The following is a 25,944-nucleotide window of genomic DNA, read 5'->3' on the forward strand; positions in this document are numbered from 1 at the left end:
CATGCGGGAGTAAGGCAATGACTAGTAAACGGCGCATGGAATACAGTCAGGTGGCGATCAGCGGCGGACCGGAAGGTCTGGATCAGGTCGCCGAACTGGCCGGCGGCCATAAGCCGTTCAAAATCCGCAGCAACTACCAGCCGGCCGGCGATCAAACCACCGCGATCGCCCAACTGGTCGAGGGCCTGAACGACGGCGAACTGCATCAGACCCTGTTGGGCGTAACCGGCTCCGGCAAGACCTTCACGATAGCCAACGTGATCCAACGCACCCAACGGCCGGCGATGATCCTGGCGCCGAACAAGACCTTGGCCGCCCAATTGTACGGCGAGATGAAGGAGTTTTTTCCGGAGAACAGCGTCGAGTACTTCGTATCCTATTACGACTATTACCAGCCGGAAGCCTATATTCCGTCGTCGGATACCTTCATCGACAAGGACGCCTCGCTGAACGATCATATCGAGCAAATGCGCTTGTCGGCCACCAAGGCGCTTTTGGAGCGCCGCGATACCGTGGTCGTCGCCACGGTATCGGCGATCTACGGTTTGGGCGAGCCGGAGTCCTATTTCAAAATGGTGCTGCATCTGGTGCGCGGCGACATGGTCAAACAGCGCGACGTGCTGCGCCGGCTCACTGAAATGCAATACACCCGCAACGACACCGAACTGCGTCGCGGTACCTACCGGGTGCGCGGCGAAGTGATCGACGTGTTTCCGGCCGAGTCCGAGGAACACGCGTTGCGCATCGAATTGTTCGATGACGAGGTGGAGCGGATGTCGATGTTCGATCCGCTGACCGGCGAAGTCGTGCAACGGGTGACGCGCTATACGATTTACCCGAAAAACCACTACGTGACGCCGCGCGACCAATTGCTCAGCGCGGTCGAGAAAATCAAGATAGAGCTGGCCGAACGGTTGGAGCAATTGCGCGACAACCATAAACTGGTCGAAGCGCAACGTCTGGAGCAACGTACCCTGTTCGACATCGAGATGATACTGGAAGTGGGCTATTGCTCCGGTATCGAGAACTACTCTCGCCATCTGTCGGATCGCAATTCCGGCGAATCGCCACCGACCATGTTCGACTATTTACCGAACGATGCGTTGGTCATCATCGACGAAAGCCACGTCACGGTGCCGCAGATCGGCGCGATGTACAAAGGCGACCGCTCGCGCAAGGAAACCCTAGTCGAATACGGCTTTCGGCTGCCGTCGGCGCTGGACAACCGGCCGCTGATGTTCGACGAGTTCGATCGTATCTGCGGCCAGCGCATCTACGTGTCGGCCACGCCGGGCGGTTACGAGAAAGAGCATTCCGGCGCGGTGGTCGAGCAGGTGGTCAGGCCGACCGGTCTGGTCGATCCTCAGGTCGAAGTCAGACCGGCCACGACTCAAGTCGACGATCTGTTGTCCGAGATCAATCTACGCATTGCCGTTCGGGAGCGAGTGTTGGTCACCACGCTGACCAAGCGCATGTCCGAGGATTTGACCGACTACCTGCTGGAACACGGCATCAAGGTGCGCTATCTGCACTCGGATATCGAGACCGTCGAGCGGGTGGAAATTATCCGCGACTTGCGCTTGGGCGTGTTCGACGTGCTGGTCGGCATCAATCTGTTGCGCGAAGGTCTGGATATTCCGGAAGTGTCGCTGGTGGCGATTCTGGATGCCGACAAGGAAGGCTTTTTAAGGTCGCTGACTTCGCTGGTTCAGACCATAGGCCGCGCCGCCCGCAACGCCAACGGCAAGGTGATACTGTACGGCGACAAAATCACTCGCTCGATGCAGCAAGCCATCGACGAAACCGAGCGCCGCCGCGACAAACAGACGGCGTTCAATGCCGAACACGGCATCCAGCCGCGCACCGTGTTCAAATCGGTGACCGACATTCTGGAACTCTCGATCCCCGGCGCCGGCGGTTCGATCAGCCATGCCCGCGCCAAGGCCGCCGAACCGGCCGGCGAGTATAAATCGCTGACGCCCAAGCAGGCCGCCAAGACCTTAAAGCAACTGGAAGAAAAAATGTTCCAGCACGCCAAAAACCTGGAGTTCGAGGAAGCCGCGCGCATCCGCGATCAACTGCGCTTGCTGCAGGCGGAGATGACGATTTGATTTTAGCGTGATGGTACTGGAGAGCGTTGTTCGCGCGCGTGAGGATGTGTATGGTCAGGGGGCGACAGCTGATCGGAAGGTGCAAACTCGTAAGCGCCCACATCCAGGGCGCCCGAGCCGAGCCGTTTTTCGATGCGCGCGGGGTGCCGGTATTGATAGGCGGGCGATAACAGAAAGCCGTTGGCGGCGACGCCGGGATCGATGCCTTGATCGATAGCGCTCGCTCCGGCCGATAGCCGGTAATCGAACGCGCCTCGGTTTCGAAAACCTTCGCTGTTCGCCACGATATTATGCTGTCGGTCGCTCGATTCCAAGCCGATCAAACTTGCACCGACCAGTAAATTGTTGATCAAAATAGGGCGGACGATGCTGTGGTTGTTCAGAAACGTACCGTCCGGTTTATCGTTGACCAGCGTGTTGTTGATCAAAATCAGCGTTTGATGGGGCAAGGTCTGATTGTGTTCGGCGGCAAACGACAACATGGCGCGGTTCTCCGACGCGGCGCTTTGCCGGAATTGGTTGCCGATCAAATAGGCCTCGCCACCGTCCGGGAAATCCACCAGATAGCTCGAGGCGCGGGTTTCATCGCCTATTCGGTTATAAAGTAGGTAGTTTTCGCGGGCTCGCGACTTAACGTTATGGCCGGTATTGGCGTCATGCACATAACAGTGATTAAGGGTAAAACGCTTGATGCCGCCAATATAGATGTTGTGACCGAGTTTGCCGAGCAAGCGATAATCGACCGTATTGTCGTTGAATTCGGAGCCTTCGATAGTAATTTCGCTGCTGGGGTTGGCGCCGGTCAGGATGCCCATTTGATTGTCGTGAAAATGACTATCGCGTATCGTTAAGTTGGTGCCTTCGAAACGTATGCCGGCACCGTTCAAGGCCTTGGCTCTGGCGCCGGAAAATTCGATGCTCTCTATCGTGACGTCGTCACCCTTGATAACCCAGGTGGCCTTGCCTTCGGCGTTGTTACCCATCGCCTCGAGATGCGCGCGGCCGCCGACTCCCCGCAGAATCAAGCGGTGCTGCGGCCAAGTCGCGACATCGTTAGGATACAGACCCGCGTCGATTTCGACGATGTCGTCATTCCCGGCCACTATCGCAGCCTGACTGGGTAGTTTCAGTTCTTGGGATGGTCCGACCTGCCAAGTGGCGCAATCGCCCGAACCCGCATACAGCAGCAATACCAGTCCCCAGCGACAATAAGCGAGAGCTTTGGCGTCAATTCCGATCATCAATAACCAGCAGCACCAAGTGAGTGGCGTTCAATTGGAATGAAACGGCGCATCGGAATCCGATCGGCAAGCAGGCAACGGCATTGTAAATGCGAGGTTAGGGTAGGGTATATCCGACTTTGATGGTGACCTGCCAGTGCGCCACCTTGCCGTTGTCGATGTGGCCGCGGGTTTCGACGACTTCAAACCAGCGTAAGGTCTTGATGGTTTCGCCGGCTTTGGCGACGGCGTTTTCGATGGCGGCTTCGATACTGACGGCTGACGAACCGGTCAATTCAATTTTTTGATAAACATGGTCAGGCATGGCGTTCTCCGTTGGCTTGAAACAATGCTTGAAAACGACGGGCGGCGGGCAAAGGCTCGGCGTCGAACAGGCCGCCGATCACCGCGAGCAAGTCTGCGCCGGCCGCCAACAACTGTCCAGCATTATCCGGTAGGATGCCGCCGATCGCGACGATGGGCACATTCAGCGTCTGTTTGGCTAGCGACAGCGTGGCAATGTCGGCCGGCGCCGCCAACGGCTTGGAGCCGGACGCGAAAAAGCGGCCGAAGGCGACGTAATCGGCGCCGGCTCTTTCCGCGCGCGTCGCGCGGTCCACGTCGTTGTAGCAGGACACGCCGATGATCGCGTGGCTGCAGAGCGCGGTTCTGGCGGCGGCGATGTCGCCGTCGTCGCGGCCCAGATGCACGCCGTCGGCACCGATTTCGGCCGCCAGCTCGACGCTGTCGTTGATTAGCAGCGGAACTTGATAGGCATGGCAGACGACGAGCAGTTCGCGCGCCAGCCGGGCGGCGTCCAGCGGCTGCTTCTCGCGGTATTGCACGACGGCCGCGCCGCCTTGCAGGGCCGCTTCGACTTCGGCCAGGACTTGGGCGATGGCTTTGCCTTCGGTCTGGGTTATCGCGTACAGGCCGCGCGGGGGAAACTTCAGGAATCCAGCCAAAACCAGCGCTCCGGGTTGTGTTGCCCTTGGCCGGGGCGGTAAGCGGCTTGTAGGCTTTGCCAAGTGAATTCCTGGGCCTCGTTGACGGCGCTGAACAGGTCCAAGCCTTGTGCCAATAACGCGGCTACGGCGCTAGCCAACGTGCAGCCGGAGCCGTGGTAGTGATACGGCAGGCGCTCCCAGTTGAAGGTTTCGTCCAGACTTTCCGGGCCGAACAAACGGTTGTGGACCAACGCGGAATCCTCGTGGGTGCCGGTGATCAGGACGTGTTCGGCGCCGAATTGTCGCAGTCTGGCGCCGCAGGCCGCCAAATCGTCGAGACCGGTCAAACGGCGGGCTTCGATGCTGTTGGGCGTTGTCAACGTCGATAATGGCAATAGGTGTTCGACGATGGCGGCGATCAGTTCCGTGCCGGCCAAATCGGTGCCGCCGCCGGCGGCCAGCACCGGATCGAGTACGACCGGCACTTTGCCGGCTTGGCGGATCACGTCGGCGACCGCAACGGCGATTTCGGCCGAACCCAGCAGGCCGATCTTGATCGCGGCGACCTGGAAATCTTCCAGCAGGGTTTGCGCCTGATTGACGACGTCTTGCGGTCGTTGCGGCAAGACTTTTTTGACGTTGCGGCTGTCCTGTTCGGTCAACGCGGTGATGATGCTGGCGGCGTGGCAGCGGTGACTGACGATGGTTTCGATGTCGGCTTGTACGCCGGCGCCGCCGCTGGGATCGTGGCCGGAAAAGCACAACACGATGGGGCGGGTCATTCCACGTCTCCGTTTAATAGTTGCAGAAATTCCGCTTCGTCGATGACGGTCACACCTTTGTCGCGGGCGGCGGCGGTTTTGTTGGCGCCGACGTTATCGCCGGCCACCAGGTAGTCGGTCTTGGCGGACACAGAGCTGCCGACCTTGGCGCCCTTGGCCTTGGCTTGCTTGGCGAGATCGTCGCGGCTGCCGCTGTGCAGGGTGCCGGTGAAGACCAGGGTCTTGCCGGATAGCGGATGCGCCGGCGAATCGCCTTTGCGTTGGCTGGCTTGGAGGTTGAAGCCAAGCCCGGTCAGCTTTTCGTACAAGTCCTTGATGTTGGCGAAGCCTTCGCTGATCACTGCCGCGGTTTTTTCGGCGAAACCCTCGATGGCGACGATGTCGGCTTCGGTCAGCCCGAAAATCTGGTCGAGCGGGTAGTGAGCCAACAGCCGCTCGCAATTGCCCAAACCCATTCGAAACACGCCGAATGCGGCTAGAAAACGCCAATCCTCGACTGCTTCGCTACGGCTGCGCGACAGTTGCTCGACCAGATTTTGCGATTGTTTGGGGCCGAAGCTCATGCTTTCGAATTGTTCGGCGCTCAGCGTATAGATTTCGTCAACGCGGCGGATGCCGTACTCGTAAAGCTTTTTGATCGTCGCGGCGCCGAAGCCGTCATTGTTTTTCAGCACCCGGAAAAAATGTTCCATGCTGTTGCTGATTTGGGCCGGGCAAGCCAAATTGTTGGGGCAGATCAGATAATCGTTATCCCAAATCAGCTCGTGCCCGCAACTGGGGCAGTGTGCCGGCACTTCGGGTTCGGCGGGTTCCAGGACTTCTTCAATTTTGGGGATGACTTCGCCGGAGCGGGCCAAGCGAATCAAAGCGCCGGGACCTATGCCTTTATCGACCACCATTTTGTAGTGGTGGGCGGTGGCGCGGGAGAGCAGGGCGCCGCTCAGGCGGGTTGGTTCCAGCTCGGCAACCGGCGTGATACGCCCGGAACGCGAGGTTTGCGGCGTTACGCTCACGACTTTGACGTTGGCTGTCGCCAAGTTTTCCTTGTAGGCGATCTGCCAGCGGTGATGATGGCGGGTCGCGCCGAGGTATTGCTTGAGTGGCTCGTCGGTGATTTCCAGAATCACGCCGTCGACGTCGTAATCGACTTTATGCCAGATGTCCTGAACGATAGCTTCGAAATCGGCGATCAGTTCGCTCCACGGACCGGACCAATGAGGCAGCAAGGCAAACGGAAAAAACACCGCTGCGTGGTCGGCGATGGCTTTTAAAGCATGTTCCTCAAGTTCTTTTTCCTTGATGACGCTGGCTTGAAAGTTCCGGGGGTTATCGAAGTGTTCGGCCAGATTCTCGTCGAAATAGCGGCGGCCGACGACGATTTCGCCGGCACCCAGGCCGCGCGCGCCTTGCCCGGCAACTTGCAAGCCGCGCTCGAACACCCGGGTGATGTCCTGACCCTTGCGGCCGTCACCCCGTGTATACAGCAATTGTCCGTCGTCGTAGGCGGCGTAGCCGTCCAATTTGGGCGTCACCTTGAAGGTCAGCGCGCGAAAGTCCTCGCCGATATCGGCGGCGGCTTTCTCTATCCGTGCCGCCCAGCGTTCGATGTCTTCGCGGCTGTAAGCCTTGTCGGTGGACAGCATCACCACCGGCAAATCGACGGTCTTGCCGGCGAATGCCGGTTCAGGCTCGACTTCGTGAAGCAGGGGATGCTCGGGTTGGCGTCGCTTTAACTCGTTTAGATACACGAAATCGTAGTCGGCGTCGCTGACGATGGGGGCGCCCGCGCGGTAGAGGGCGTTGGCGACCTCAAGCGCGGCGATTAAATCTTCGTCGCCGGCGGCATTGATCAATGCTTGGTTGGCGAGTAGCTCAGTAACGCGGGCCAATTGGTCGGCGCTAAAGTTTAAGTTGGCTTGATCGAGAATTTGGCGGTGACTATCGGAAAACATGGTACCGGTCGGATTGGAGTCAAGCCGGGATTATAAAAGATAAGCGCTCGATGCAGGATCGGCGCATAAAAAAGGGCGGGAGTTTTGAGGCTCCCGCCCAGGCATCTATCTTTCAAGAGGATCATGTCAACGGTAGGAAAGCGTGTGACATGGGTTGTATCGTATCGATTTTCCGAAGATTGACGTTGATCTGGGTCAATGTTTGCTGGGTTTTACCAAAACGTGACTCATTGCGGGCGACAACTGCGACACAGTCCATGAATCTCGATAGTCTTGCGTTGGGGAGAAAACCCGGCGGTTTGCAATTCCTCGCTCAACGACTGGATCACGCTCGGCGCGCCGCGTTCTTCGACGGTGTGACACGCGGTGCAGATCAATAGCAACTGATCGTGCTGGGTGCCGGAACGGTGGCAGCCAACGAATGCGTTAAGGCTTTCCACCCGATGGATCAATCCTTGTTCCAACAGAAAATCCAAAGCTCGGTAGACGGTAGACGGCTTGGCGGCGTCGTTGACCGGTCGAAGTTGGTCGAGCAGGTCGTACGCTTTGACGGCTTTGTGGCTGTTCCAGATCAGTTCCAGGACTTTGTGGCGTATGGGCGTCAGTTGCACGCCGCGTGACAAGCAAAGTTGTTCGGCTACACTGATGGCATTGCGAATGCACAGATTGTGGTCGTGCTCAGGTTCCGGCGCATGATCTGGATCGAAGTCGGTCATCGGTAAAGGGTGAAAGGTTTCATTCATTTGCTACGAGTATTCCGTTATAGTGCCAGCATCATTCGCCTAATTCAATTCGGCCGAATCACGGCAGCTTTTGCTGGCATTCGCCATGTCTCCATAGTATGGTTGTTTGGCAGGCACCCGAAGAACTTTCACGATTACACAGGTAGTAATTTCGAGGCAATCAATTAATGAGAAGGATCACGTTCCTGGTTTATGCAGTCTTGTGGATGATGCTGATCAGCCTCAGCTACTACCAGCAGCTTAAGGATACGAAGCGTTATGCCGAGGACATCGCTATCCGCCAGGCGGCCATGTTTTTCGATCACATTGTGTTGATTCGGCAATGGAACAGTTCTCATGGCGGGGTGTACGCCGTTGACGACGGCCAAATTCGGGTGGACAGTACCGCCTCGCCGTTCGTGGAAACCAAGGACGGCCGCCGGCTGGCCTGGATAGGCCCCACCCAAATGGCCCGTGAATTGGCGGATGCCGCCAAGAGCAAGACCGTGATTCGTTTTCATGTCGCCAGCATCCGGCCCTCGTCGGCGGATAACAAGGCCGACGATTGGGAATTGCGCGCATTGCTGGCCTTTAGAAACGGCGAGACCAGCGTCAGGGGAATCGCGGTACTGGATAATCAGCCTTACTATCGGTATATCGCGCCGCTGCCGACGGCTGAAAATTGTTTGACTTGCGCAGGCCTGGACGATGATGGCGGCGGCGCGATCAGCGTCAGTATCCCGGTAGCGAGTATCGATGCGTTTATCAGCGAGCGTCTACGCCAATTAGGCGTCACGCATGGGATTATCGCCAGCGTTGGCGTTATCGTGCTGCTATTGTCCTACCTCGCGCAAGTTCGACTCAGTAAACGCTTGGACAAAGCGAAAAGCCGTTTGCAATTGGCCTATTTGGATTCGTTAACACTATTGCCCAACCGCCGATATTACGATGCCTTCGTCAAGCGGGAATGGAAACGGGCGATGCGGCATCAATATCCGATTTCGATGATCATGATCGATATCGATTACTTCAAAGCCTACAACGACAGCCTTGGGCATCCCGAAGGCGATCAATGTTTACGCCAAGTCGCGCGGACCTTGAAGCGTTTTTTTCGCCGGCCCGGCGATTTGATCGCCCGTTACGGTGGCGAGGAGTTTTGCGTTGTGGCCGCCTGCGACGCCAATCAAATTCTGGCATTGGCGGAAATTCTGAGAAAGGCCATCGAAAACATGCGTTTGCCTCACCCCAATTCAAAGATATCGGAGTTCGTGACGATTAGCTTGGGTGTTTCGACGATAGTACCTCGCGAACATCAGGAGTTCGAGCAGTTGTTGCACGCCGCCGATCAGGCCTTGTACAATGCCAAGGCCTCGGGACGTAATCGCGTCGGACGCTAACGGATCGGCGGGCTCGAGCCGATCGAGCGCTTGTTAACCGGTGGCCTCTTCCAACAATTTGGCGTGGGCGGCCGCTAAGCGAGCGATCGGTATCCGCGGTGCCGAGCAAGAGACGTAGTTCAAGCCGATGTTATGGCAAAAGCGGATCGAACGCGGATGTCCGCCATGTTCGCCGCAGATGCCGATCTTCAAATCCGGCCGTTGTTTGCGGCCCAATTCCACGGCCATTTTCATCAATCGGCCGACCCCTTCCACATCCAACGTTTCGAACGGATTGTCTTGCAGTAACCCGGATTCTTCGTACAAGGGCAGAAATTTGTTCTCGGCGTCTTCCCGCGAAAACGAGAATGTGGCTTGGGTCAGGTCGTTGGTGCCGAACGAAAAGAAAGCCGCCGTCGTGGCCAGTCTGTCGGCTCGGGTGCAGGCCCGGACCGTTTCGATCATCGTGCCGAATTTGAAGTTGAGCTTGAGTTTGTATTGACTTTCCACCTCCGCTTGAATTTCGTCGACATACTGTCTGACCTTGATCAGTTCCTGAGCGGTAATGACCTGCGGGACCATGATTTCCGGCTCCACCGGAGTCTTTTGTTTGACGCAACGCGCGGCGGCTTCCAGAATGGAGCGAATTTGCATCCGATAAATTTCCGGATAACTCATGCCCAACCTAACGCCACGGTGGCCGAGCATGGGGTTAACTTCGTAAAGCTCCAGTACTTTGTTCAGCATCATCTGCTTTTTGGCCAACGCGTCAATCACCACTTCTTCGTTGAGGCGGTTGAACGGTGCGGGTAATTCATGCGGTTTGGCCAAGGTTTCCAGCGTGACGCGTTGGCCCTTGATAATCGTCAGGTAATGTTTCAAGGCGTCAATTTCGTCCAGCAGTTGATGCTCGTTGGGCAGAAATTCGTGCATAGGCGGATCGAGTAGGCGAACCGTGACCGGGTGCGGCGACATGGCTTCGAACAGTTGCTGGAAGTCGTCGCGCTGAATGGGAAACAACTTAGCGAGTGCCGCCTCCCTTTCCTCGGTATTTTGGGCCAGAATCATATCGACGACCAGCGGCAGGCGATCGGCGGCGTTGAACATGCGTTCGGTACGGCATAGACCGACGCCCTTGGCGCCGTAACTGGCGGCCAGACGCGCGGTTTCCGGGGTGTCTACGTTGGCATGTACCCGTAATTTGGCAATGCTATCGGCCCAGCTTAATAAGGTTTTCAATTCCTCGGAGAATGAAGGCGGAATGGTCGGGATTCGACCGAGATAGATGTTGCCATTGCTCCCGTCTATCGTGATCAAGTCGCCTTCCTTGATTAAGATGTCTCCGACCATCGCGATGCGAGACCGGACATCGACCTTGATGTCCTCGGCGCCGGCCACGCAAGCCTTGCCCATGCCTCTGGCGACCACCGCCGCGTGCGAGGTTTTGCCGCCGCGACTGGTGAGGACCCCTTGAGCGGCGAAAAAGCCATGAATGTCTTCCGGCTTGGTTTCCTCTCTAACCAGAATCAGTTCTTCGCCGGTCTTGCCCAACCGCACAGCCGTGTCGGCATCGAACACGCATTTGCCGCAGGCGGCACCTGGCGAGGCTGGCAGACCTTGGGCGATCGGCTGATTGTGATGGTTTCGCGCTAGTTGCGGCAGCAGCAGTTGTTCCAAAAGTTCGGGATTGATGCGAAGCAGGGCGCGTTCCTTGTCGATCAAGCCTTCCTTGACCATGTCGATCGAACTTTTCACCATCGCCGCCGCGTTCATTTTGCCGTTGCGGGTTTGCAAGCAATACAGTACGCCGCGCTCTATCGTGTATTCGTAATCCTGGACTTCATGATAGTGGGCTTCCAGCTTGTTGCGCAGTTCTACCAGCTGCCGATATTGTTCCGGCATTTCCTGCGCCATTTCCTGCACCGGCTTGGGCGTGCGGATACCGGCAACCACGTCTTCGCCCTGTGCGTTGACCAGATATTCGCCGTACATTTCATTGGCGCCGGTACCGGGATTTCGCGTAAAACCGACGCCGGTCGCGCAGTCGTCGCCCATGTTGCCGAAGACCATGGTTACAATGTTGACCGCGGTTCCGTTGGCGACGTCTGGCGTGATGTGAAATTCCCTACGATAGTCGACGGCGCGCTTGCCGAGCCACGAGTTGAAGACCGCTTTAATCGCAATTTCCAGTTGTTCGTAAACGTCTTCCGGAAACGGTTTGCCGGTCTCCTCGTGGACAACTTTCAGAAAACGGTTGCTGATTTCCTGCAGTTGTTCGCTATTCAGTGCTACATCGGCCTTGATACCGGCTGCGCGCTTGACTTCGTTGAAATGCGAGTCGAATTTTTCGTCCTCAATCCCCAGCGCAACTTTACCGAACAATTGAATGAAGCGGCGGTAGGCGTCGTAAGCGAAGCGCGGATCGTCGGTCATTTCGATCAAGCCGGTCAACGTTTGCTTGTTCAAACCAAGGTTCAGGATAGTGTCCATCATACCCGGCATCGAAATCGCCGAGCCGGAGCGTACCGAAACCAGCAGGGGTTCGCTGGCGCCGCCGAAGGTTTTGCCGGTTGCCCGTTCGATGTCGGCGATTTGTTGGTGGACTTCGTCCAACAAACCGGTCGGCAATAACTTGTTTTCAAGGTAGAGCAGGCAGGTTTGGGTGGTAATGACGAATCCTGGCGGCACGTTGAGGCCTAATTGGGTCATTTCGCAAAGGTTGGCGCCTTTACCGCCCAGCAGTGCTTTGTTTTTACCGTCGCCTGAATTGAATGAATAACTATATAGCGGATTCATGGTGTCCTGTCCGGAAGGCAAGAGGTTGGGATTTTCGCTAAACGGCCGCGGTTGACATGGCCGTGGCCGTGGCTGTGCTTGGCTAGCGTTAGGATAGCGGTTTTTACCGGGTTTTGTAGGCTTTTACAAGCGACTGGATCCGGCTCGCGACATAATCGCCAATCCGATCGAATTTCATTCTTCGATTTCGAATCGGGAGCCGGCGCGTCTGTCCTGACAATCGTCGAATGTGCGAGCTTGTCGCCGGCTACATTCATTATCCTTGCTCATGTCGCAAAGGTTTGGACGATTCGCTTGCCTGTGTGATAATCCGAACCAATCCGTCAACTTTCGCGATCGAAAACTGAGGAAACCATGGCAAACGACACTTTGCTGGTCAGACATACCGGCACCGGAAGGGAAGTGGAGTATCCATTGTTGCGGGGGACGATGGGTGCGGATTCGGTCGATATTCGCGCATTACCGCGAGACTTGGGCTGTTTTACCTACGATCCCGGGTTTATCGCGACGTCCAGTTGCAAGAGCAAAATCACCTATATCGACGGCGAAAACGGTATTTTGTTATATCGCGGCTATCCGATAGAGCAGTTGGCCGAACACTGCGAATTCACCGAAGTCGCTTATCTACTGATGAACGGTGAATTACCGAATCAGACCGAGCTTCGCGATTTTAACGAAGAGATCAGCGATAGAGCCATAATCCACGAGTCTCTCCGCAAATTTTTCGACGGTTTTCATTATGACGCGCATCCGATGTCGATGTTGGTCGGCGTGGTGGGATCGTTGTCGGCGTTTTACCACAGCGAGTTGAATATCAAGGATTCGACGCACCGCAAGGTTTGCGCGGCTAGATTAATCGGCAAAATGCCGACAATTGCCGCGGCGTCGTATCGCCACTCGGTGGGACGTCCCTTTGTTTATCCTCGTATCGACCTGAGCTACTGCGAGAACTTTTTGAACATGATGTTTTCGCGTTCCTCACAAAACTACATCGACCAAGACCATTACATCGATCCGTATTTGGTCAAGGCCCTGAATTTACTGTTTATCTTGCATGCCGACCACGAGCAGAACGCCAGTACCTCGACGGTACGACTGGCCGGCAGCACCGGCGCCAACCCGTATGCGTGCATCGCGGCCGGTATCGCGGCGCTCTGGGGACCGGCTCACGGTGGCGCGAACGAAGCGGTACTCACTATGTTGGCACAAATCGGCAGCGCTGATAACGTTCCAAAATTCATCGCCAAGGCCAAGGATCATGACGATCCCTTCCGTTTAATGGGGTTCGGGCATCGGGTCTATAAGAATTTCGACCCGCGCGCGACGATTATTCGCAAGACCTGTCACGACGTACTGGCGCGTACCCAAAAATCCGATCCGCTGTTCGATTTGGCCTTGGCCCTAGAAGAGCAGGCATTGAACGACGATTATTTTATCGAGAAAAAGCTTTATCCCAATGTGGATTTCTATTCGGGCATTATTTATAAAGCCTTGAACATCCCGGTCGATATGTTTACCGTGATGTTTGCAATTGCTAGGACGGCCGGCTGGGTTGCCCATTGGCTGGAGATGATGGAAGAGCCGGCGCCACCGATTGGTCGACCACGACAGCTCTACATAGGCCCCGCCCGTCGCGATTTCCTGCCCAAAGGCCAACGATCAGGTGATACCCATGTCTGCAACGGATAAGCCGGAGTCCCCGCGACGTAATTCGACTGAGCGGGTCATCGAAATACTTACGCCGCCCGAGAAACAAGGCGAACGACGGGAAATCGGCGGTCCTAAAGGCCCGGAGCCGACTCGCTATGGCGATTGGGAACGCAAGGGCCGTTGCGTGGATTTTTAACCGATACGCCAAGCTTAACGAGGTCAATCATGGCAGTTCATAACCGGCCCTTGTCGCCGCATTTGCAAGTTTACCGTTTGCCTATTACAGGTTTGATTTCGATCACGCATCGAATTACTGGCGTGTTGTTGTCGGGTGCGTTGCTGTTCGCGGTCATAGCCTTATTTGCGATTGCGGCCGGACCTGAACAATTCGCCAGTTTTCAAGCGTGCTTGGCTTGGCCGCCATCGCGGTTGGCTTATTGGGGTATTATTTTCGCGCTATATTTTCACCTGTGCCACGGAATTCGGCATTTGATATGGGATGTAGGAAAAACCTTTGAGAAAGCAGCTTTGACGCGTTATGCGGTTATCGAACTAGGTGTCGCTGTCTTGCTGTTTTTAATCACTTTTATTTCTTAATTTGACGAGTACCGCATGGATCAGTCTCTAAGGAACGGTGTCGCCGGCTCGGCGGCAAAAGGGCATCCGGTTCGCCACTGGTTGCATCAACGCCTGACCGCGCTGTTGCTGATACCTTTGACGGTTTGGTTATTGCTCTGGTTCGACAAGTTACCGTACGCATCGCACGCCGAAACCAAAGCTTGGTTGTTACAACCGCTCAATGGGTTGGCAGTGTCGCTCTGGGTGCTGCTGACGGTATACCATGCCGCGCTGGGCATACAGGTGGTGTTGGAAGATTACGTGTCGAATCCGAAGCTGCGCCGAACCGCGATCGGCGCGGTCCATGCGGTATTCGGGATTTTGGGATTGTTGGCTTTGGCTGCGATGGCCATGATTTGGACGGGAAACTGATTAATGGCTGCGGCTTACGAAATTATCGAGCATCAACACGACGTGGTCGTGGTGGGCGCCGGCGGAGCCGGTTTGCGGGCGACATTCGGCATGGTCGAAAAAGGCTTGAAGACGGCATGCATCACGAAAGTGTTTCCGACGCGCAGCCATACCGTGGCCGCGCAGGGCGGTATTAGTGCCGCGCTCGGCAATATGGGCGAGGATGATTGGCGCTTCCACATGTACGATACCGTGAAGGGCTCGGATTGGTTAGGCGATCAAGATGCGATCGAGTACATGTGCCGGGAAGCGATACCGGCGGTCATCGAATTGGAACGTTACGGCGTACCGTTTTCCCGGACCGCCGACGGCAAGATTTACCAACGGGCGTTCGGCGGCATGTCGGTCAATTATGGCAAGGGCCAAGCGCAACGCACTTGCGCGGCCGCAGATGTCACCGGCCACGCCATCTTGCATACCTTGTATCAGCAAGCATTGAAGCACAAGGCGGAATTCTTCGTCGAATACATTGCGCTGGATTTGATTATGGAACACGGCGAATGTCGCGGCGTATTGGCTTGGTGTCTGGACGACGGTACGATTCATCTGTTTCGCGGTCATCAAACAGTACTGGCCACCGGCGGCTACGGTCGGGCTTACTTTTCGTGTACCTCCGCGCACACTGTGACTGGCGACGGCAACGGCATGGTGCTAAGAGCCGGATTGCCGCTACAGGATATGGAGTTCGTTCAGTTTCACCCGACCGGCATATACGGCGCCGGTTGCTTGATTACAGAAGGCGCGCGCGGCGAGGGCGGTTATTTGACCAACTCGGAAGGCGAACGCTTCATGCCGCGTTACGCGCCGCACGCACACGATTTGGCCTCGCGCGATGTGGTCAGCCGGGCGATCACCGTAGAAATCAATGCCGGTCGCGGGATAGGACCGAAAAAAGACCACGTTCATCTTCATCTGGAGCACCTCGATCCGGCCGTCGTCCACGAGCGTTTGCCCGGCATCGCCGAGCTTTCCCGGATATTTGCCGGAGTGGATGTGACCAAGCAGCCGATTCCGGTGTTACCGACGGTACATTACAACATGGGCGGCATTCCGACCAATTATCGAGCCGAAGTCGTGACATTGAAGGATGGCGACCCGGATTACGTTGTTCCCGGTTTGATGGCTATCGGCGAGACCGCTTGCGTATCGGTGCACGGCGCCAATCGCCTGGGCTCCAACTCGCTGCTGGATTTGGTGGTATTCGGCCGGGCGGCGGCCATCCGCTGCACAGAACTGATCAAACCGGGAATGCCGCTGAAGCCGCTGGCGAAAGAGGCTTGCGAGACGGCCCTGACCCGATTCGATCGAATTCGCCATGGTAATGGTAGCCGGACGACAGCGGAAATCCGCATGGACATGCAAACCACGATGCAATCCAAGGCGGCGGTGTTTCGCACCCAGTCCACGCTTGATGAAGGCATCGCGGCAATGGCGGATATTTCCGAGTCGTTTGCGGATGTCAAGCTTGCCGATCGTTCATTGATCTGGAATACCGATCTGGTCGAAACCCTGGAGCTCGACAATTTATTAGGACAAGCTCAGGTGACGATGAACGCCGCGGGGAACCGCCACGAAAGTCGCGGCGGTCATGCGCGGGAAGACTATCCGCGACGGGACGATGAAAACTGGTTGAAACACACGTTGACTTGGCGAGAGAACAACCGGGTCAAAATCGATTATCGGCCGGTGCATCTGTACACGCTAACCGACGAAGTCGAAGTCGTCGCGCCGAAAGAGAGGGTCTATTAATGGTCGAGTTTGCGCTGCCAAAAAATTCCCAGCCGATGCCTGGCAAACACTTTTCCGCGCCGGGCGCGACGCATGTCCGGGTGTTCGAAATTTATCGCTGGGACCCGGACAGCGGGGATAATCCGCGTATCGATCGTTATGAAATCGACATGGACCATTGCGGACCGATGGTGCTGGATGCCATCTTGAAAATCAAGAACGAAGTCGACTCGACACTGGCATTTCGCCGCTCTTGTCGGGAAGGGGTCTGCGGTTCTTGCGCGATGAATATCAACGGCCGAAATACGCTAGCCTGTACCAAGGCGATTGCGGAATATTCGGGCACGATCAAGATTTTTCCTCTGCCGCACATGGCCGTGGTCAAGGATTTAGTGGCCGACATGACCCACTTCTTCGAGCAATATGCGTCGATCAATCCGTGGTTGACGAACAGCGCGGAAGCGCCGGTAGATCACGAACGGCTGCAAAGCCGAGACGAACGGGCTAAGCTCGACGGCCTTTACGAGTGTGTATTGTGCGCGTGTTGTTCGACCAGTTGCCCGAGCTATTGGTGGAACAGCGATCGCTACCTCGGGCCCGCGATACTGCTTCAAGCCTATCGTTGGCTGGCGGACAGCCGCGATGACAGTGACGCCGAGCGCTTGGCGCAACTCGACGACGCGTTTAAGGTGTACCGGTGCCACACCATCATGAATTGCACGGATACCTGCCCGAAAGGCTTGAATCCCGCGCAAGCGATTGCCGAAATTAAAAAGCTGTTGGTAGTGCGCGAACGTTAGATGGGCGAAATCGATAAACTGCGTTGGCGGTGTCGGCGCGGTACGCTGGAACTGGATTTGCTGCTGACTCGCTACTTGGATATTGCTTATTCTTCGGCACCTTCGGAGCGACGCCAGGCCTTTTGGCGGCTTTTAGCCTGTGAAGATAGTTTGTTGCTGCGTCTATTCACTAGCGACACGCAGGCGGAAGATCCTGAACTACGGGCCATTATTGCCGAAATCCGCGCCCTGCCCAACTAGCTTCGCGGTACTTGGCGACCAGGTCGCCGTTCGATGCCGGTCGAGAGACCGGATGCCCGTGTAAAATCCCACATTTGATCTTTTCCGAGTTCGATCGCTCCTACGCGAGCCTTCGGCGTTCATTGATTATTGCGAATGAAAAAAAGCGACTTTTTCTACCACTTGCCCGACGATTTAATCGCCCAGCAACCTTTACCGGAGCGCTGTGCCAGCCGGATGTTGTGCCTGAATAGGTTAACTGGGGAGTTGGGCGATGCTCGATTCCTGAATATCGTCGACCGGCTGACACCGGACGATTTGTTGGTGTTCAACGATACCAAGGTCATACCAGCTCGCTTGTTTGCTGAAAAAGAAACCGGCGGCCGTGTCGAGATCTTGATCGAGCGCATCGAAAACGAACGGCAGGTATTGGCGCACGTCAAAGCGAGTAAATCGCCAAAATCCGGCGCACTGTTGTTGCTGAAAAACGGAGTTTTCTTCAGAGTCGTGGATCGCGAGGGTGACTTGTTTCGCTTGCGATTGGAAGCCGAAAATACCGTTCTGCAGGTGTTGGCCGACATTGGCCATATGCCGTTACCGCCGTATATTCATAGGGCCGACGACGCAAGCGATTTGGATCGGTACCAAACGGTGTTTGCCTGCCGCGCCGGTGCCGTCGCGGCGCCCACCGCCGGTCTGCATTTCGACGAAGCAGTTTTGCTCAGGTTAGCCGAAAAGGGAGTTCAACGCACCTTTGTTACGTTACATGTCGGCAGCGGGACCTTCCGGCCGGTGCGGGTGGAAAATCTCAGCGAACATACGATGCATAAAGAGTTTTTCGAGGTCACCAAGGAATGCGTGGCGGCGGTACGGTACACGCGCGCGCGCGGTGGGCGGGTCGTCGCAATCGGTACAACGGCCGTACGCGCCTTGGAGTCCGCGAGCATCAGCGGTGAACTACAAGCGGGAGTCGGCGAGACCGATTTGTTCATTACGCCGGGTTACCGTTTCAAATCGGTCGATGCCATGTTAACCAACTTTCATTTACCGGAATCGACCTTACTGATGCTGGTCTCCGCCTTCGCCGGATACGAAAACGTAATGGCGGCTTATCGCCATGCGATCACGCAACGTTATCGTTTCTTTAGTTACGGCGATGCGATGTGGCTTGCCTGAGTCCTATCAGCGATTCCAACAAGTTGCCGCATCCAGTGTGGCGCCAGATACGGTTTTCTGGTTCAGATTATCAAGAATCAACGTCCCGCATTTATCGCCGGCTTGCGTGCCTGTCGGTGCCGCTTGTATCGTGTAAGTAGTGGCGGTAGCGGCCGAGAGTGTCAGAAGATAATACGCAGTGCCTGTCGCCGGACTTTGCGAAGCGAACACGGTAGGCGACGGCGAGCCCGTATCGTTAACCGCGCTACTGCCGCAGGCATCGGCGCCGCCGCTGCCGCCGGCGTCGCAGTAACTATTATTGGTCGTGAAGTGTTTTTCCAGCGCACTGGCCAAGCCCAATAGGGCACCCTTGGCATCGGCTCGATGCGACTTCATGACGCTATCCTGGTAGGCGGGGATGGCGATAGCCGCCAAAATGCCGACGATAGCGACGGCAATCATCAGTTCGATCAGGGTGAAGGCTTGTTGTCTGTTCATAAGTAGTTCGCTGGGTGAATGGTCCGATGAAAACGGCGGCTTGCCGTTTTCATCGGCAGTCGAGTTATTGAATTTGCAACCAATATTCTCGGTTTACGGTACCGGTGCCGGTGGTTGGGACCGCGCAACGGTTCCTGACGGTCATGATGTCGCCGGTGGTGCCGGACAGTTCCTTGAACGCCTTGCAATCGGTGGTGCCTGAGCCAGACTCGAGCCAAATCGGAACCTTGGCGATGCCCACCGTGGACTTGACTCCCGTCACGGTATAGTAATTGCCGTTGATCAGGATTTTGTCGCTGTTATTGAAAGTACTGTCGCTATTGATGTCAAACGATGAGTTCGTTGGCGCTCCTCCGGTTAGAAAATCGAGTTCCATTAGCCACGTGTCGCCTCCCGCGTCGCAGGGGTCTGATTTCGGTTGAGTGGTAGCAAAAACCGCTCTGTCGTACTTGATAATCGGCGTGGAGTTGCCACGTTCGCCAGCGGGAAAATCCAGGTGCCAACCACGCTTGCTACTCCAGTCCACGCTATTCGAGGTCGAAACTCTGACGTTAACGCCATAGGCCGTGGTAGTGTCCGTAATGCTCTGTTCCTGCAACTGGGCACGAGTCACCGTGCCCGTCGTGGCACTCGGTTTGTCCCAGATGCCATAGGCTGACTGAACTTGAGTATTCGCCGTGTCGGTGGTGGTCAAATAGCTGCCGGTATTGAATATCACTAATACGCCGCCATCCTGGTGGCCGGCGACCACCGGTGCGGAGGTGATAGGCTGTACTTGGCTGGACGGGTTTATAGCGGTAAACAGCGGTAACTGACTGTTGCTCAATCCCCACGCAGTCGAACTAGTGCTGCTCAAGTCGAATTTCCATAAGTTACCTTGTAAATCGCCAGCGTACACCGCGTCGACGATTTTGTCGTTATCGGAATCGTAAAGATAGGGTGTCGATAAACCATTGCTGGTCGCGGTGTTGGTCGCGATCTTTTTGATTAGGCTACCGTCGCTCAAATTGACGATATAGAGGTAGGCCTTGCCATTACTACTGTTATAGCCGTTTCCAAAAATCGCCGCCCATACGCCGTTATGCAACAAGCCGATTTGCGGCTGACTGAAGGTGTAACCGAGATCTGTCGCGACCGTCGCGTCTAAATCAATATTGCTGGTATTGGGAAATTCCCACATGACCTTGGTCTGATCGAAACTGGTCGGACTGGTAACGTCCAGCGCATAAATGGTTTTACCGCCCTTGCCCAATCCACCGACCAGCACGGTTTTCCATGCGCTGCTCAGATAGGCGTCTCCGGCCTTGGGCGCGCCGTCAACGTAATATTTGTGGACGTAATCCGGATCGGTGAGTTGGTATAAATTTGCGTATACGCCGGCCGGTATGTAGGCGAATAATTCCTTTCCGGAATCGGTTTGGCCTGTATCGGCTTGAAACGCATGCAACATGCCGTCGTTCGCTCCGACGTAGACGACCGGCGTGCGGCTGGCGTTAGTACTGACGTAGCTGGCGTAATTGGATTGCCCGGCAGTCGTGCTCGGTAAAGCGGTATAGCCGAAATCGGTATTTTTGACGTACATCGGATCGGAATTGACGATGTCGCCCAACAACGAGTTTTTTCGCTCGCGGAAGTCGCTGATCGTGGTTGAGCCTCTAAGCCAGTTAAGCCGGTCGGTGCAGCGGCTGTCGTCGCTGTCGAGCGCCGATTTTTGGCTGGCGCTTAGCGTGTCGCAACTGGTGAATTCCACGCCGGCGGTACCGGTATAGGTGTAAATGTCGCGTGCGCCGGCCTCGGGAATCAGGTCGCCGGCGTCCCAAATTTCACTACCGGGCACACCCGTTGTTACATCGATATTCTTGGTCAGAAAATGTCCGGACCAATCGGACGGATTGAACTGGGCCTGATAAAGTTGCGTCGATGTTTCCAGCGCCGTCGAGTTTGCGGCAAGCGCGGCGGCGGTCATACTTTCGTCGGCCACTTCTTCGAGGATGCTATTGAACGCGGTCACGATATCCGAGGAACTCTCGGTTCCGAAAAACTTGCCGCGACTGGCTATAGCCGCATGCCATAGATCGTAAACCTTGGCCGGTGTGGTGCCGACAAAGCCGCTACAGCTCTCGCCATTCTTGGTATAGGGCCAACAATAACGAGATGAGGTGCTGGTAGATGTGGTGCTCGTTGGGCAGGAAGTCCCCGCAACCAAATTATCATAGTCCCCCGCATAGGTACTTCCGCCCCAAATAGGGTAGGGCGACACCAAACTGCCGCTTAAACCTAGGCCGACGGTATAGGTATTTAAGTGCTGCCAAGTAGCGGGGTCATTTTTCGGGTTCAACCATTCGGCGGTAGCCTTAGCGGAAGCGTCGGTTAAACTGGACGGATCCGAGACAATTGGCGAGATTTTGTTGTCTATCCCGCTTTGCAAGTCGTTAGCCCAATAATAAAAGGCAATATCCGCCAAATTGGTGTTTTGACCATCACGGTAGGGTGCTAAAGGTGTCCAACTATAGTTGCTTGACCCATCCGGACCTTTGGGGACACTAGTGGCAGTACTATTGACGTCGGCTATTCCTGAATAGTCTGACGAAGTATCGCCGCACCAGTAGCCGTCGGTCATCATCACATGCGCGCTTCTCCGGCAGGCGTAGTGATTGCCGTCGGTAATTTGCGGATCCTCGGCGTAGGGGTGATGGATATCAACCGTACCCTGGAAATATTTGCCGGCATTGTTTGCCGATTTCAGCAAATAAGTGCCGCCGGAAGCTGGAAATCGCGACAGCCAATAATATAAATCTTGCCGGTGGGTGAGCTCTTCAGTGTCGTAAACCGTGGTCGTGGCGGTTTCGGTCCAGGTAACTACCACACTAGTAATCGTTTGGTCTGATGAAAACGATTGAGATATTGTGATTCGGTAAGATGTGTAGGAATCGTTGTAGGAAGTATCCTTCACGGTATAGTTTTTGCAATACGTCGAATTGCTGCAACTGACAGTAATTTGACTAGAGTTTGCGTTCAAAGGCGAACCCGTTCCGGTTAGCGGGGGGAACGTATTGTCTTGCGCGGAAGGCAGAGTCCGATTGCAGCTAGACAGCTCCAGACGATCATCGCCATCCCGCTGATTAAACTTGACTGTGCAAGTGTATGAATAATCGACCGACGTTTCAGTCTGGCTTAGCACAGTATTTGTGTTTATTGTTCGGGTGACTGCATTTAGGCGCCTGATGCGATTGTCGATATCCTGACCGGGCGAGCCCCAGCCGTCGCAGTTGGTTCCGAAACTATTACAAGAATTGATTGCCTGCCAAGCGACGCGGATATTCCCGCTCATACCCGCGAAACCGGACATGGCACCCGATACCGTCGCTAAGTTTCGGGTTCGGTAATACGAGTACCAATTGGCGAAATTTTGTTTGGCAACGGTGGCTTCGTTAACGCCACTAGTGCTGGCGTCGTCGGTAATAGCCGTAACGTCGACATAGGTATAGCAGTCTTCGTCGGTTAGACCGCCATCCGTACCGGAAGTGACGCAGTTAGTATTGGTGGGAACGAATTTGTAGTAAAACGCCGCGCCTCCGGAAGATGGCGTCGAAACAAAACTCTGACTGCTCGAACTGGGATCATACTCCAGCGTAGGCCGGTAATTGGTGGATAGGTTGACCGTGCCTTTGCTGGTATCGAATCCGTTAATCGGCGCGGCGGTAAAGCTGACGTTTGGATAGCAGGTGCTGGGGTTTGACGAATCTAATTTGCAGTTGCCGCCGTTGTATTTCGGCGGGGGTAGGTATGTATTGGCCGGGTTGTAATACAGCGCGTTGAATGAAGAAGACTTGTAGCGTTTATTGCCGCCGGTTCCAGAAATACCGTCGGGAACGTAAGCCCAAGCCATACTGCCGGAATCGTCCAACGTTAAAACGATATTCGGCGGCATCGTGGCGGTGACGAATAACGGCAAGTCGGAAATGTCCAGGTCTACCGCTAAGGCATTGGCGCTCGCAACCAATAAGGCAACGCTCAAGACCGTTGGAGCGGATTCGAATTTGATTCGGTTCAAAGTATTCATGGCTGGCTCCTGTTCAGTGGCGCGGCGATGTCGGTTTTAGCGCGGAGCAAACCGCGTTGAATTCATACCCGTTTACGGCGGTGGGGTGTAGCTCAGGCCTGCTTGTAAAAGTACCACCGCATTGGTGTCGCCGCCAACGCCGCGCGCGGTCACTCGGTATTGTTCAACGGTGCCGATGTCCGGCAGCTTTTCAATAATATACGTGGCGCTCGCGCCGCTGACGGTAGCGGTCTTATAACTGGCCCAGTTATCGACGTCGCCCCAGTAACTCACATCGTTGGTATGAGTGGGGTTGTTGGCCAAGCCGGCCGGTACCGTGCCAGTCCAGGGTCCGACCCGCCAGGTCGTCAGGGTATTTTCCGCTTGCTTAAGTGCCGCCTCCGCTGCTTGGAATGCTAGGTCGCGATTGCGAGTATTGCCGGCCATGCGTTCTTCCAGACTGCTGGTTTGCATGGCACTACTACCTAACAACATCAACATGATTAAAAAAATCAGCGCGGTAAACAAAACCGCACCGGCTTGTCGTTTGTTGATATTCGGAAAGTCGACGTTCATGGCGATTCCTACAAACGGTTTCTGATCGCTATCGTAGTGGTGAACACCTTACGCAGCTTGGTATCGCTAGAGGTGTACGAACTGCCGTTGAAGGTATAGGTTTGTTGGCCGGATACACCCAGCTCCTCCGACCGGGAGACCATCAACAGGCTAATTCGGATACCCAGGACCTTGGACCAATCGGTGACCGCATTGGCCGCGACGTAACCGTCGATATTCTGATCAGCGGTTGCCGAGGTATCCACACCATAGCTGATCTGCATGTCTTCGACGCCTTCCACCAACTCTTGCGCGGTTCCAGAGTAAGACTCGCGGTACAAGGACGGCTCTCCGGCCGGATTGCTGCCGATATAGTAGGTGTTGGCGCTGAACTCGAACACGCTGGAGTTTGCCGGATAAGTGATCACCGAACCCGTGGACGAACAATTGGCCGGTACTGTTCCGAGTTCGGCGGTGCAGTTGCCTGGACTACTGCCACCATCCGCGTGGGTGATGGTTTTCGAAGATTGATTGACTGCGCTGGCTTGAAAAATCGAGGTATTGCTGGCATTGCTGATAATCACGAGTTGCCCGGCGCTGATCGAATGCGCGTTGGTGAGTGTAATCACGGGCGGACTGGCCGCCGTATTGTGACTGGCGACGATGTATTCGTTGAACTTGTCCGCGCGTATCACCGAAAACGAATCGCCGGCGATGCGCGCGCTGGCGGTCATATCGGAGGGCAGACTAGCTTCGTAGCCTGCTAACGGTTGGGTCAGAAGCTTATGGTTCCACCAAGTTGTCGCAGTGTTCGTGACATCGTTACACTGCGAAGCCGTGCATGAGGCGTAACCAGAAAATCCGGTCATGCGGATATCGCGATCGATCAGTTCGAATGCAAAGCGGGCGTTTTCCTGCATCCTGGAGAGAACTTCCTGAGTCCGAAAACTTTGCCGGCTAGCCAAAAATATCGCGCCAATCGCCGCCAGGATGATCAAACCTATAGTCAGTGAAACCATCAACTCAATCAATGTCGTACCGCGTTGATGTTCTGAAAAAGAGATCGGTATTCGGCTTGAATGCGGGTTCATATCAAACTATTGGTGCTAAAGCTGGTGACGACACCATCGCCGTCGTCGTCCCATTGAATGGTAATCGTGGCAGTGCCGCTGCTGCCAACCGACAGGCTGGCATCGCCTGCTGGGAGCGCTTGGCCGACCAAGGTTTTCCAATCACCCAGATCGGTGCGTAAGGTTGAGCTGCAGTTGGTGAGTTGATTCGGCGAATTGGGTGGAGCGGCACCGAATGCCACGTTACAGTTGCCGCTTATCGCAATCGTACGGCTGAGGCGTAAACGCTCCAGCACGTCATTTGCCAGAAACGTGGCTTGACTGCGCAAAAAAGCGGTGTGATTGTTTTTCAAGGTGGTCGTCAGCATCGCCGCGTAACCCAGTAACCCGATCGCGACTACCAGCATTGTAATCAACACCTCGATCAGGCTGCTGCCGGTGGTTGTCCTGGCGCGACGTATAATCCGTAGAGAAGCGCGATGAGTGGTCATGGACTGCTACAGCTATCCAAGTCGTCAGGGATATTGTTGTTGTCCAAGTCTTCACCTAGGCGAACTCGACCGACCATCGTGACAACGACCAACCGTGCAGTACCGGCTTCAGCGGTGTCGTTCCCGTCGGCGTTGTCGCAAATGGCAAACGAGCCGTTTTTCGATTCTCCGGACGCTTTAAAATAGATATAGTCGGCAACAGTGCCATTTCCACGCAGTGTAAAGCCGGTCGGTAAGGCATCGTAAACTCTTAACAGGCAATCTTCATCAGCCTCGCAAAGCGGGGCGGTATTATCGTCGTTAAAAACATTGGCGTTGGAGCCCGAGCGATCCACATCGACAAAGGTTTGCCAACCACTCTCCCAATTGGTGCCAGTCTTCCTGACGACGACATATTGGCCCCGTTTGATTGCTTCGCTGCGCGCATAATTCAACGCGGCGACAAATTGGTTGGTTGCGCCGGTAAGACGACTATTCCTTACCGCACTGATAAAGCTAGGTATCGCGATTGCACTCAATATACCGGCGATCGTCAGCGTGATCATGAGCTCGATCAACGTGAATCCTCGGTTGTTAGGGTGTGAATAGCGCATTTCGGAAATGGCTCCATGATATCGAGGCGACTCGTTCGGGGAATGGCAGATGGATTGAACTCGGTTGAAGATAGCACAGAATTAAACTTAGTTTTGCGAGTCTCACCGCATAGGAGTTGACTGCGGTGCCGACACCAGCGAGTGCTAGATTTGACTGGGATTCAGTTTAGTTCGGTTTAGATATTCATTTTTTTGTGGTGACTAGAGA

Annotated in this window: 23 protein-coding genes; 10 read left to right on the top strand and 13 right to left on the bottom strand. The window is 55.5% G+C overall.

All coding sequences use genetic code 11. The annotated features are described in order from the left end of the window. Positions 1 to 17: 17 nt before the first annotated feature. Positions 18 to 2,111: an excinuclease ABC subunit UvrB gene (gene uvrB, locus ACQE3D_RS09005; RefSeq protein ID WP_313728246.1), complete on the top strand. Its 2,094-nt coding sequence runs from the start codon at positions 18 to 20 to the stop codon at positions 2,109 to 2,111. Between the two features lie 2 nt (positions 2,112 to 2,113). Here uvrB and ACQE3D_RS09010 read toward each other — a convergent pair whose 3' ends face one another. The 6 genes from ACQE3D_RS09010 to ACQE3D_RS09035 all read right to left on the bottom strand — a co-directional run bounded on the left by ACQE3D_RS09010 (position 2,114) and on the right by ACQE3D_RS09035 (position 7,728). Then, a complete protein-coding gene (locus tag ACQE3D_RS09010) occupies positions 2,114 to 3,352 on the bottom strand; it encodes a right-handed parallel beta-helix repeat-containing protein (RefSeq protein WP_313728245.1) in 1,239 nt (412 codons plus the stop codon). A 97-nt stretch (positions 3,353 to 3,449) separates the two neighbouring features. Next, positions 3,450 to 3,656 (bottom strand): dodecin, encoded by a 207-nt coding sequence (locus ACQE3D_RS09015; RefSeq protein WP_064028551.1) that lies wholly within the window; start codon positions 3,654 to 3,656, stop codon positions 3,450 to 3,452. After that, positions 3,649 to 4,284, bottom strand: coding sequence for a thiamine phosphate synthase (thiE, locus tag ACQE3D_RS09020; RefSeq protein ID WP_313729450.1), 636 nt, complete (start codon positions 4,282 to 4,284; stop codon positions 3,649 to 3,651). Before thiE ends, ACQE3D_RS09015 begins: the two co-directional genes overlap by 8 nt. After that, positions 4,281 to 5,060 carry a bifunctional hydroxymethylpyrimidine kinase/phosphomethylpyrimidine kinase gene (gene thiD / locus ACQE3D_RS09025; RefSeq protein ID WP_313728244.1) on the bottom strand — a complete coding sequence of 260 codons (780 nt, stop codon included), beginning with the start codon at positions 5,058 to 5,060 and terminating at the stop codon, positions 4,281 to 4,283. Before thiD ends, thiE begins: the two co-directional genes overlap by 4 nt. Next, positions 5,057 to 7,012 (bottom strand): BRCT domain-containing protein, encoded by a 1,956-nt coding sequence (locus ACQE3D_RS09030; RefSeq protein ID WP_313728243.1) that lies wholly within the window; start codon positions 7,010 to 7,012, stop codon positions 5,057 to 5,059. Before ACQE3D_RS09030 ends, thiD begins: the two co-directional genes overlap by 4 nt. Positions 7,013 to 7,239: 227 nt before the next feature. After that, positions 7,240 to 7,728, bottom strand: a complete 489-nt coding sequence (locus ACQE3D_RS09035) for a transcriptional repressor (protein WP_064026639.1) — start codon at positions 7,726 to 7,728, stop codon at positions 7,240 to 7,242. Between the two features lie 194 nt (positions 7,729 to 7,922). Here ACQE3D_RS09035 and ACQE3D_RS09040 point away from each other — a divergent pair, with 194 nt between their 5' ends. Then, positions 7,923 to 9,131: a GGDEF domain-containing protein gene (locus tag ACQE3D_RS09040; RefSeq protein ID WP_313728242.1), complete on the top strand. Its 1,209-nt coding sequence runs from the start codon at positions 7,923 to 7,925 to the stop codon at positions 9,129 to 9,131. A gap of 33 nt (positions 9,132 to 9,164) precedes the next feature. Here ACQE3D_RS09040 and ppdK read toward each other — a convergent pair whose 3' ends face one another. After that, a complete protein-coding gene (gene ppdK / locus ACQE3D_RS09045; RefSeq protein WP_313728241.1) occupies positions 9,165 to 11,906 on the bottom strand; it encodes a pyruvate, phosphate dikinase in 2,742 nt (913 codons plus the stop codon). Positions 11,907 to 12,260: 354 nt separating this feature from the next. Here ppdK and ACQE3D_RS09050 point away from each other — a divergent pair, with 354 nt between their 5' ends. The 8 genes from ACQE3D_RS09050 (at position 12,261) to queA (ending at position 18,508) form a co-directional block, all read left to right on the top strand. Continuing rightward, positions 12,261 to 13,595 (top strand): citrate synthase, encoded by a 1,335-nt coding sequence (locus tag ACQE3D_RS09050; protein WP_064026633.1) that lies wholly within the window; start codon positions 12,261 to 12,263, stop codon positions 13,593 to 13,595. Next, complete coding sequence (locus ACQE3D_RS09055) at positions 13,579 to 13,752, top strand: DUF1674 domain-containing protein (RefSeq protein WP_168031451.1); 174 nt, start codon at positions 13,579 to 13,581, stop codon at positions 13,750 to 13,752. The genes ACQE3D_RS09050 and ACQE3D_RS09055 overlap by 17 nt, the downstream gene beginning before the upstream one ends. Beyond that, complete coding sequence (gene sdhC / locus ACQE3D_RS09060; RefSeq protein ID WP_313728240.1) at positions 13,737 to 14,153, top strand: succinate dehydrogenase, cytochrome b556 subunit; 417 nt, start codon at positions 13,737 to 13,739, stop codon at positions 14,151 to 14,153. Before ACQE3D_RS09055 ends, sdhC begins: the two co-directional genes overlap by 16 nt. Positions 14,154 to 14,168: 15 nt before the next feature. After that, the gene (sdhD, locus tag ACQE3D_RS09065; protein ID WP_313728239.1) at positions 14,169 to 14,546 is read left to right on the top strand and encodes a succinate dehydrogenase, hydrophobic membrane anchor protein; all 378 of its coding nucleotides are present in this window, start codon (positions 14,169 to 14,171) and stop codon (positions 14,544 to 14,546) included. A gap of 3 nt (positions 14,547 to 14,549) precedes the next feature. After that, a complete protein-coding gene (gene sdhA / locus ACQE3D_RS09070) occupies positions 14,550 to 16,334 on the top strand; it encodes a succinate dehydrogenase flavoprotein subunit (RefSeq protein WP_313728238.1) in 1,785 nt (594 codons plus the stop codon). Further along, entirely contained in the window at positions 16,334 to 17,113 is a 780-nt protein-coding gene (locus tag ACQE3D_RS09075) for a succinate dehydrogenase iron-sulfur subunit (RefSeq protein ID WP_313728237.1), read from the top strand. The genes sdhA and ACQE3D_RS09075 overlap by 1 nt, the downstream gene beginning before the upstream one ends. Further along, positions 17,114 to 17,353, top strand: a complete 240-nt coding sequence (locus tag ACQE3D_RS09080; RefSeq protein WP_071159586.1) for a succinate dehydrogenase assembly factor 2 — start codon at positions 17,114 to 17,116, stop codon at positions 17,351 to 17,353. Between the two features lie 135 nt (positions 17,354 to 17,488). Further along, on the top strand, positions 17,489 to 18,508 hold the full coding sequence (gene queA, locus ACQE3D_RS09085; RefSeq protein WP_313728236.1) for a tRNA preQ1(34) S-adenosylmethionine ribosyltransferase-isomerase QueA: 1,020 nt from the start codon (positions 17,489 to 17,491) through the stop codon (positions 18,506 to 18,508). A 6-nt stretch (positions 18,509 to 18,514) separates the two neighbouring features. Here queA and ACQE3D_RS09090 read toward each other — a convergent pair whose 3' ends face one another. The 6 genes from ACQE3D_RS09090 to ACQE3D_RS09115 all read right to left on the bottom strand — a co-directional run bounded on the left by ACQE3D_RS09090 (position 18,515) and on the right by ACQE3D_RS09115 (position 25,736). Next, positions 18,515 to 18,985, bottom strand: a complete 471-nt coding sequence (locus ACQE3D_RS09090; RefSeq protein WP_071159582.1) for a type IV pilin protein — start codon at positions 18,983 to 18,985, stop codon at positions 18,515 to 18,517. Positions 18,986 to 19,049: 64 nt separating this feature from the next. Further along, a complete protein-coding gene (locus ACQE3D_RS09095) occupies positions 19,050 to 23,048 on the bottom strand; it encodes a pilus assembly protein (RefSeq protein ID WP_313728235.1) in 3,999 nt (1,332 codons plus the stop codon). Between the two features lie 72 nt (positions 23,049 to 23,120). Further along, positions 23,121 to 23,603, bottom strand: a complete 483-nt coding sequence (locus ACQE3D_RS09100; RefSeq protein WP_313728234.1) for a pilus assembly PilX family protein — start codon at positions 23,601 to 23,603, stop codon at positions 23,121 to 23,123. A gap of 8 nt (positions 23,604 to 23,611) precedes the next feature. After that, positions 23,612 to 24,673 carry a PilW family protein gene (locus ACQE3D_RS09105; RefSeq protein ID WP_313728232.1) on the bottom strand — a complete coding sequence of 354 codons (1,062 nt, stop codon included), beginning with the start codon at positions 24,671 to 24,673 and terminating at the stop codon, positions 23,612 to 23,614. After that, entirely contained in the window at positions 24,670 to 25,143 is a 474-nt protein-coding gene (pilV, locus tag ACQE3D_RS09110; protein WP_064026612.1) for a type IV pilus modification protein PilV, read from the bottom strand. The genes ACQE3D_RS09105 and pilV overlap by 4 nt, the downstream gene beginning before the upstream one ends. After that, positions 25,140 to 25,736, bottom strand: coding sequence for a GspH/FimT family pseudopilin (locus tag ACQE3D_RS09115; RefSeq protein WP_064026610.1), 597 nt, complete (start codon positions 25,734 to 25,736; stop codon positions 25,140 to 25,142). Before ACQE3D_RS09115 ends, pilV begins: the two co-directional genes overlap by 4 nt. Positions 25,737 to 25,944: the final 208 nt, after the last annotated feature.

The organism is Methylomonas sp. MS20, assembly GCF_050275925.1.
Classification (GTDB): Bacteria; Pseudomonadota; Gammaproteobacteria; order Methylococcales; family Methylomonadaceae; genus Methylomonas; species Methylomonas koyamae_A.